The organism is Streptomyces sp. NPDC050388, from assembly GCF_040655635.1.
Taxonomy (GTDB): domain Bacteria; phylum Actinomycetota; class Actinomycetes; order Streptomycetales; family Streptomycetaceae; genus Streptomyces.
The window spans coordinates 1-6,717 of sequence record NZ_JBFAKH010000174.1 but is presented as its reverse complement, the minus strand read 5'-3'; the positions used below and the strand labels follow the sequence as shown (position 1 = coordinate 6,717).

The window sequence follows — 6,717 nt, the reverse complement described above, 5'->3', positions numbered from 1 at the left end:
GGTCGCCCTTGCCCTTGCGCCGGGCCGACGCGGCGGTGGCCGCGGGACCGGGCGGGTGTGCCACCCGGAGCGGGGCGCAGGCCGACGGCGAGGCTGTAAGAGATCGCGCCAACCTGCTCGACCGGCTGATGAGGTCGGGGAAACAAGCCGGCGCGGGCTCTCGCTGCTGTCCTGGTACCGGCTCGCACCTCTCCCGTCGGTCAGATGGACATGGAGGCGCCAAGCATCGTGGAAGCCCGCTGGAGCGGGCCGACGATCCTTGCCGCTGAGGCCGCTGAGGCCGCTGAGGCCGCTGAGGCCGCTGAGGCCGCTGAGGCCTTGGGGACGGTGTGGCAGGTGAAGCCGAGCTGGGTCATGGCCCTGAGGACTTCGCCACCGCTGAAATCGCGGCGGTCCTGGCGGGTGATGACCTGGCCGACCTGCTTGGCGGGATAGTGGCGGCGCCCGATGACCACGGAGTCGCCGGTGATCGGCTCGGGCTTGACGCCCTTCATCGCTTCCAGCACGCCGCCCTTGGTGAGCTCGAACGGAAAGCGGGCGATGACACAACGCATGATGCCTCACAAGGAGAAGAGGAAGGGGCCGACCATGGTGTGGCGGTTCAGCGGGAGAGGGCGACGACGCCCAGGGCGTTGCCGTGCTCGTCGACCACGGGCAGGGCCCCGAGCCGCCGGTGGCGCATCGCGTGCTCGGCTTCGGCCACCGTGGTCAGCGGCGAGGCGAAGGGCCCGCCGTCGTCGGAGATGTCGCGCAGGCGGACCTGGTCGGTGTATCCGGGACTGTCCCGCACGGCGGTGAGCCGGGCCTGGGTGACCAGGTCGGTGTACTGGCCGTCCTCGTCACAGACGACGAGGTGACCAGTGCGGGCGGCGGCCATGACGGACAGCGCCACCTCGACGGTCATGGCGTCCCAGACCTGAGGCCCGGCCGAGTCCATGGCATCGGCAACCGTTCTGGGCACGGCGTTGGTGCTGGTTGAGCGGGAATGCATCTGGACCAGCGTCAAGAGGTGCCTCCTGCAGAGATGTGTCAGCTTCCTGATCAAGACGGTTCTAGGCCGCGTCGGAGACGGACCGTCGTGCGGGCGCGCGCCGGGTCGCCGAAGCGGAGCGGCGCCGACCGCGTGAGGTGGCGCCACGCTTGGGGCGTTCGACCACCGGTGCGGTGATGACGACCGGGATGCCGGAGGGGGCCTGGGCACCGGTGATGCGGTGCAGGGCCTCCGCGCCCGCGCGGACCTGGGTGGTGTGCGGGACGATGCCCGCCATTGCCATGAGACGGGTCATGGCGCGGCGCTGGTTCGGGGTGACCAGGGTGACGACGCTGCCGGACTCGCCGGCGCGGGCCGTGCGGCCGCCGCGGTGCAGGTAGTCCTTGTGATCGGTCGGAGGGTCGACGTTGACGACGAGGTCGAGGCTGTCGACGTGAATGCCGCGCGCAGCGACGTTGGTCGCCACCAGCACGCTGACGTGTCCGTTCTTGAACTGCGTCAGCGTACGGGTGCGCTGCGGCTGCGACTTGCCCCCGTGGAGGGAGGCGGCCCGCACCCCGCTGTTCAGGAGGTGCTCGGTGAGGCGGTCGACGGCGTGCTTGGTGTCCAGGAACATGATCACGCGGCCGTCGCGTGCGGCGATCTCGGTGATGGCCGCGTGTTTGTCGGCGCCGTGGACGTGGAGCACATGGTGCTCCATCGTCGTGACCGCGCCGGCCGACGGATCGACGGAGTGCACGACGGGGTCGTTCAGGTAGCGGCGCACGAGCAGGTCGACGTTGCGGTCGAGAGTGGCGGAGAACAGCATGCGCTGCCCTCCGGGGCGAACCTGGTCGAGCAGGGCGGTGACCTGCGGCATGAAGCCCATGTCGGCCATCTGGTCCGCCTCGTCGAGGACGGTGACCAAGACCTGGTCCAGCCGGCAGTCGCCGCGTTCGATGAGGTCCTTGAGGCGTCCGGGGGTGGCGACGACGATCTCGACGCCGCGGCGCAGCGCGCCGGCCTGCCTGCTGATCGGCATCCCGCCTACGACCGTCGCCAGGCGCAGCTTCACGGAGCGGGCGTACGGCGTGAGCGCGTCGGTGACCTGCTGCGCCAGCTCACGCGTCGGTACGAGGATCAGCCCCAGCGGCTGCCGGGCCTCGGCGCGCTGCCCGGCCGTACGGGCCAGCAGGGCCAGCCCGAAGGCGAGGGTTTTGCCGGAACCGGTGCGCCCCCGGCCCAGGACGTCCCGGCCGGCGAGGGAGTTCGGCAGCGTCGCGGCCTGGATCGGGAACGGGGCGGTCACGCCCTGGGAGCCGAGCGCGGCCAGCAGCTCCGTGGGCATGGCGAGATCGGCGAAGCTCGCCGCGGCGGGCAGCGCCGGGGTGATCGTCTTCGGGAGGGCGAACTCACCCTGCAACGCGGCGGGGCGGCGGCTGTGACCGTGGGAACGAACCGGTCCGCCGGAGCGGCTCGGGGACGATGAGCCGAACCGTTTGCCGTTCTTCCCGGGGGCGGTGCTGCCGTTCCGAGCGCGGGCGAAGCGGTCGTTCGTGCGTGTGCGGTTCATGCGGGACCTTCCTTGATGCGGCACATGTCAAGGAATTCCCGAGCAGTGCGCAGCATGGAGAATTGCAAGAACGGGCCGAGTGGGAAACGAAAATAAATCGTACGCAAAAATGTGATCGAGGGGAGATGTTCTGGCGTCCCCGAAAGGGAATCCGTGTGCGTAATTACGTGGATTCCTCGCAGCCGTCCCGCAGGCGAAACCACTACGGGAAGTGCGTACAGCTGGGGCCCGCACCCCGAAGGATGCGGGCCCCAGCTGTAAGTGCGTGCCGACGTCAGGCGGGAACGATGTTCTCGGCCGTCGGGCCCTTCTGGCCCTGCGCGATGTCGAAGCTCACCTTCTGGCCTTCGAGCAGCTCGCGGAAGCCCTGGGCGGCAATGTTCGAGTAGTGGGCGAACACGTCAGCGCCGCCACCGTCCTGCTCGATGAAGCCGAAGCCCTTTTCTGCGTTGAACCACTTCACGGTGCCAGTAGCCATGTCTTTTCTCCTTCGGGGCAGTGAGTCGGCATCCGCACTGTACGGACGCCGTGTCGCCGCGATGATCACCCCGCCCGGAAAAGACCGGTGCCAAAAGGCGCTTCCAGTGGCGCAGAAGCCGACTGAGAAGAACTTGGAATTCGGGAACCACAACTGCAACTGAGGTCGACAGTAGCACGTTGCGGCGGTCCGTGTGTGTTGAATAATTCCGCTCCGATCGTTACTGCAAGGAAACTGTCCGCACGGCTCCGTAAAATTCTCATCCCGCGGATGCAGATATAATGTTGTCCAGGCCCTGCTGACCCGTAAATCCCCGACTTCGGCCACGAGGACGACGACCCGGGCTGGTGAAGGCGGACAGCGGTGTACCGGGGCCCATGTCGATGTGTCCCGGCCGCCGTGAGCGGCAAGTGGAGGGCGACGTCGGCGACCGGACACCGGTCCGGGGCGGTAGCGCTGCTGCGGGCGTCGGCGGATTCTGCGTAGCGGTTCAGCCGCGGGACCGGTTCTGGAGGCCGACCACGCGCAGCAGCTCCAGCCGTTCACGAGACTCGCTGCACGAGCGGGCGGTGCAGCCGATCGGCTGCTGGTCGTGCTCAGGGCTCAGCAGTACCTCGCAGTCCAGCTCCAGCAGGCCGACGACCGGATGCAGTCCGCAGGGTCGGCCGGTCCAGCGTGGCCCCGTCCTCGCCCACGGGCGCAAGCTCCAGCCAACTGCCTTCGCTCCCTGCTCACACCCCCGCGCTCGCGCCAGTACACGCCCTGCGGTCCCCTCGCCGGGCTCCCTTCCCCAGCGCTGGAGCATCGCCCTGGCCGTGCGGGGAAGCACTCCGGGCGGAAGGTTTGGTGTGCAGGTATCACCGGCATGGCCGAGGACCCAGTACCGGACAGCGAACAGGCCGGACAGCCCGGCGGACTGTCGGTCGTGACCACCGCCACCGACGGCATCCGCGTGCTCCGCCTGGCCGGGGAGATCGGCCACCGGGCCTGCGAACACCTGCAGCAGGCCCTGACCGCACTCGCTGCCGACCGGCCCCGCATGGTCGTCGACCTGCGCCGGGTCACCTTCATGGACTCCAGCGGCATCAACATCCTCGTCAACTGCTACCCCGACTTACGCCAGGCCCTCGCCCCTGACCGCTCACACCTCCCCCTGGCGCCGGAGCGGAGGGAAGGTCGGGATCCGACGTGGCCCGTCCGTACGCGAATCCACGGCGACCTCGACGGGTGACCGGACACAGGCTGAAGAGCCGCTGTCAGGGTCGTTGCATGTGCTGCCAGTGCGAAGGCCCCCCGTCCGTCGGACGGAAGGGCCTCTGACCAGGTGTTTCTCCGTGCCCCCGGCAGGATTCGAACCTGCGACGCCCGCTTGAGGAGAGAGGCTGGGGTGTCGTGCCGGTGACCTGCGACTTCGATGACTGGTGAGATGCCCGGCAACTCGACCGTCAGACACTCTCGTTGACCGTGGCTGACCCATGCATCTGGCACGGCAGCGGCACGAACCTCAGCCGACGACAGCCAGCCACGACGGTGGGTGCGTCGGCGGATGAGGCGCGCGTGTGCATCGCTGCATCCCCACCGACCGCAGCCACGCCACTGGCTTGTGCGTCGACCAGAGTCAGACAACGGCGGCCGGTCCGTGACCGAAGCGCCAGCGTCGGTGCGTCTCCTGAACGGGGCTGCATGAGGTGGAAGTCGAGACGGATGAAAATCTAGAGGGAGTGCCGGGCTCGGATCACTCTGGCCTGCTCCCGCGCCGCTTTGGCCTCAGCGCGTGCCTGCTGCTGATCGGTCTCGTGCAGGAGGTTGGCGGCGAGGCTGTCCAAAACGAGAGCCATCTGGTCTCGACAGTCGGCGTACGTTGCCCGGTCGTCCTCGGCCGGCTTTAGCGACCGTACCCGGCGCAGCTCGTTGAGATCTGCCTTGAGCGCGGGAGGGATCGAGCTTGCCAAGATGCCTTCTCACATCAGGGTGGAACGGCAGGCTACCGACTGGGATCTCAGCTTGGGAAGCTCAGGTCATCTATGACTGGTTGCCGGGCGGACCTGCGGCGGAGCAGCCACGGGGCCTGACTGGCTGCCGGCCTGGTCCCCGTCATTCCCCGGGGTCCCCCGCACGATCTGGCACGCGTCTGGCACGGGCGCGGTCGTCCGGACCGCCCTACGGGCGACCACCGCTTTAGGAGTTCGGTCCGGGCCCGCTCCGACTGCTGTCGGCAACTGGTGCAACGGCCGGACAGAGACGTTGGCGTACGCCTCCGTCCGGCGTCGTTGATGTCAGCCGTGGATGTCAGAGACCTTCTGATCCGTGGCTCTGCAGAGATCGGTCATCGAAGGTCATACAGGCTGCCGGGCAGCCCATGAGGGTCGGTGTGGGGTGCTGCCGGTTGCTGGGGCTGCTGTACTCCGCTGCTGTACAGCAACCTTCGACGCATGGACGTGAACGAGTTCTTATCCCAACCCTTGGTCGCACGCGTAGCGACCAAGGGTCCTGAGGTCCGGCCGGTGTGGTTCCTCTGGGAGGACGGCGCGTTCTGGTGGCTCACCGGCTCGTACTCCCGGCTGGAGCAGCTTCTCACCGAGGACTCGCGCGTCGCGCTGGTGATCGACACGTGCGACCCGGCCGCGGGTGCAGTGTTCTCTGTGACATGCCAAGGCGTGGCTGAGGTTGTGCCGCTCGACCGGGCCAAGGCAGTCCGGAAGTTGACCCGCTACCTCGGGCCTGAGGACCTGTGGCCAGTGCGCTTCTCCGCTCCGCTGGATGACCCTGCAACCAAGATGGTTCGGTTCGCGCCCGATCGTCCGCCTCGACTGCACGATCGATCGTGGTAACAGCACAGACGGCCAAGCGCACGCTTTCCCACTGTGTTGGTGGGTGGCCTGGCTGTGTGCAGGGGCGTTCACCCGTGTTCATGGGCGGCCGGCCTACGGGAAGGGCCCGGCATACGGTCTCGGCTGAACGGCGGTGAACGGGGCTGAATGAGACGGAAACCGAGACGGCCGCACTCCTCACCGCAGCACCGGAGACGGCCCGCGGCCGGCTGCGAAGCCACCGTCACTCGTGGAGCTAAGCCGCCTTGGGTCGCGCCGCATGGATGCCCGAGGCGGGCTCCTGGGCATCCTCGAGCGGGAAGGTCTCATCCTCCCCGAAGTCCGGGGCCTGGAAGGGGTTGGTCGCCGGAGGCGGCGATGCTGCGGTGGAGCAGCGGGGTTGCCCTTCCGGGGCGGAGAACAGCGATGTCAGATCGATGAGAGGTCTCTCTTTCGTTACAGGTCCCTGAAGGGTCCTGGTGTGCCGTGACCGGGCACAGCGGTCCTACAGCTTGGTCATCTTGGCGTACGGGCTCGAGATCCGCATGTGCGCCGAGCCGAAATCCACGAGCGCCGCGATTCCGTCCTCGATGCCGATCACCCGGCCGAGGCCGTACACGTCGTGTGTGACCTGGTCGCCCACGGCGAAGTGCTCGGGAACCGACGTGACCGGGGCCTTGAAGGGGCTGGTAGGCAGATGACGCTTCGATGCAGCAGGCTTTGTCATGACCCAGTATGCGCCTACGGGTATCCCGTTCGCTGTGACCGTCGACACAGATCAGGACGGCAACTGGGCTTGATCCGCTTTGACGGACATCGAAGATCAGGGGCTTCGGCCCCGGAAGGATGATGTCCATCATGGAGAGCATGGGGAAGAAGAAGCCGC

8 protein-coding genes and 1 pseudogene are annotated in these 6,717 nt (G+C 67.9%); 2 read left to right on the top strand and 7 right to left on the bottom strand.

The features are described 5' to 3' along the window. Window positions 1-200: 200 nt before the first annotated feature. From AB0I73_RS39705 to AB0I73_RS39685, 5 genes and pseudogenes are all read right to left on the bottom strand, one after another. Entirely contained in the window at window positions 201-554 is a 354-nt protein-coding gene (locus tag AB0I73_RS39705; protein WP_363045260.1) for an SCO5918 family protein, read from the bottom strand. A gap of 47 nt (window positions 555-601) precedes the next feature. Continuing rightward, window positions 602-1,006 (bottom strand): CBS domain-containing protein, encoded by a 405-nt coding sequence (locus AB0I73_RS39700; protein ID WP_363045259.1) that lies wholly within the window; start codon window positions 1,004-1,006, stop codon window positions 602-604. Between the two features lie 46 nt (window positions 1,007-1,052). After that, window positions 1,053-2,543 carry a DEAD/DEAH box helicase gene (locus tag AB0I73_RS39695; RefSeq protein WP_363045258.1) on the bottom strand — a complete coding sequence of 497 codons (1,491 nt, stop codon included), beginning with the start codon at window positions 2,541-2,543 and terminating at the stop codon, window positions 1,053-1,055. Window positions 2,544-2,817: 274 nt separating this feature from the next. Beyond that, on the bottom strand, window positions 2,818-3,021 hold the full coding sequence (locus AB0I73_RS39690) for a cold-shock protein (protein ID WP_004986771.1): 204 nt from the start codon (window positions 3,019-3,021) through the stop codon (window positions 2,818-2,820). A gap of 490 nt (window positions 3,022-3,511) precedes the next feature. Beyond that, window positions 3,512-3,673 (bottom strand): annotated as a pseudogene (locus AB0I73_RS39685) (transcriptional regulator); the annotation flags it as partial. Window positions 3,674-3,886: 213 nt separating this feature from the next. Between AB0I73_RS39685 and AB0I73_RS39680 the strand changes: the two are divergent. After that, entirely contained in the window at window positions 3,887-4,252 is a 366-nt protein-coding gene (locus AB0I73_RS39680) for an STAS domain-containing protein (protein WP_363045257.1), read from the top strand. A 481-nt stretch (window positions 4,253-4,733) separates the two neighbouring features. Here the strand turns inward: AB0I73_RS39680 and AB0I73_RS39675 are convergent, their stop codons facing one another. Continuing rightward, window positions 4,734-4,973, bottom strand: a complete 240-nt coding sequence (locus AB0I73_RS39675; protein ID WP_363045256.1) for a hypothetical protein — start codon at window positions 4,971-4,973, stop codon at window positions 4,734-4,736. 480 nt (window positions 4,974-5,453) lie between these two features. Here AB0I73_RS39675 and AB0I73_RS39670 point away from each other — a divergent pair, with 480 nt between their 5' ends. After that, on the top strand, window positions 5,454-5,852 hold the full coding sequence (locus AB0I73_RS39670; RefSeq protein ID WP_363045255.1) for a pyridoxamine 5'-phosphate oxidase family protein: 399 nt from the start codon (window positions 5,454-5,456) through the stop codon (window positions 5,850-5,852). Window positions 5,853-6,336: 484 nt separating this feature from the next. Here the strand turns inward: AB0I73_RS39670 and AB0I73_RS39665 are convergent, their stop codons facing one another. Next, window positions 6,337-6,558 (bottom strand): hypothetical protein, encoded by a 222-nt coding sequence (locus tag AB0I73_RS39665; protein WP_363045254.1) that lies wholly within the window; start codon window positions 6,556-6,558, stop codon window positions 6,337-6,339. Window positions 6,559-6,717: the final 159 nt, after the last annotated feature.